Origin of the sequence: Actinoplanes sp. NPDC051633, from assembly GCF_040681735.1 — a bacterium.
Lineage (GTDB): Bacteria > Actinomycetota > Actinomycetes > Mycobacteriales > Micromonosporaceae > Actinoplanes.
Genome location: NZ_JBFAZH010001853.1, coordinates 1 through 1,017 on the forward strand (window position 1 = coordinate 1; position 1,017 = coordinate 1,017).

Annotated in this window: 1 protein-coding gene; it reads right to left on the reverse strand. The window is 64.3% G+C overall.

From position 1 onward, the window contains the following. On the reverse strand, positions 1-968 hold a 968-nt coding region (locus AB0M20_RS45665; protein ID WP_364307945.1), incomplete at its 3' end, for a TerC family protein. Positions 969-1,017: the final 49 nt, after the last annotated feature.

The following is a 1,017-nucleotide window of genomic DNA, read 5'->3' on the forward strand; positions in this document are numbered from 1 at the left end:
CTGCCCGCCTTGGCCTTGAGGTTCGGATTCTTGCGCACCTTGAGCAGGCTGGCCACCGTGGTGATCGTCAGGACGCCGAGGATGACGCCGAGCGAGACCGGCGTGCTGATCTCGGGAGCGCCTTTCCAGATGTCCTCGTGCAGCCAGTGCAGCACCAGCTTGACGCCGATGAAGGCCAGGATGAGCGACAGCCCGGTGGACAGGTACACCAGCCGGTCCAGCAGGCCCTTCACCAGGAAGAAGAGCGCGCGCAGGCCGAGCAGCGCGAAGGCGTTTGCGACGAAGACGATGTACGCCTCCTCGGTCACGCCGAAGACGGCCGGGATCGAGTCGAGCGCGAACAGCAGGTCGGAGCTGCCGATCGCGATCAGCACGATGAACAGCGGGGTCACCATGCGACGGCCGTCGACGTGGGTGATCATCTTGCCGTCGACGTAGTCGTCGGTCACCGGCAGCAGCTTGCGGCCGGCCTTCACCAGCACGTTGTCGTCGACGTCGGGGTCCTCGTCGCGATGCCGGAACAGCTGCACCGCGGTCCAGATCAGCAGCAGGCCGAAGATCAGGAACATGAACGAGAACAGCGACAACAGCGTGGCCCCGAGGGCGATGAAGATGACCCGCAGCACCAGGGCGATGATGATCCCGAAGGTCAGCACCTCCTGCTGATACTTCTCGGGCACCGCGAAGGTCGTCATGATGATCACGAAGACGAAGAGGTTGTCGACCGACAGACTCTTCTCGACGATGTAGCCGGCGAAGTACTCGGTGCCGAATCCCCACCCGGCGAAGCTTGCGAAAACGATGCCGAAGACGATGGCGACGGCGATGTAGAAGACGGACCAGGCCGCCGCCTCACGGAACCCGACGGCATGCGGCCGCAGGACCCCGAGGGTCAGATCGAGGGCGAGCAAGGCGACGATGACCGCGATGGTCACGGTCCAGCCGAGCGCGGTGACCTCCAACTCCAAGGCAACCTCCAGGTCAGGGATGCGTCTTGGGAAATGGTCCCCGATCCGG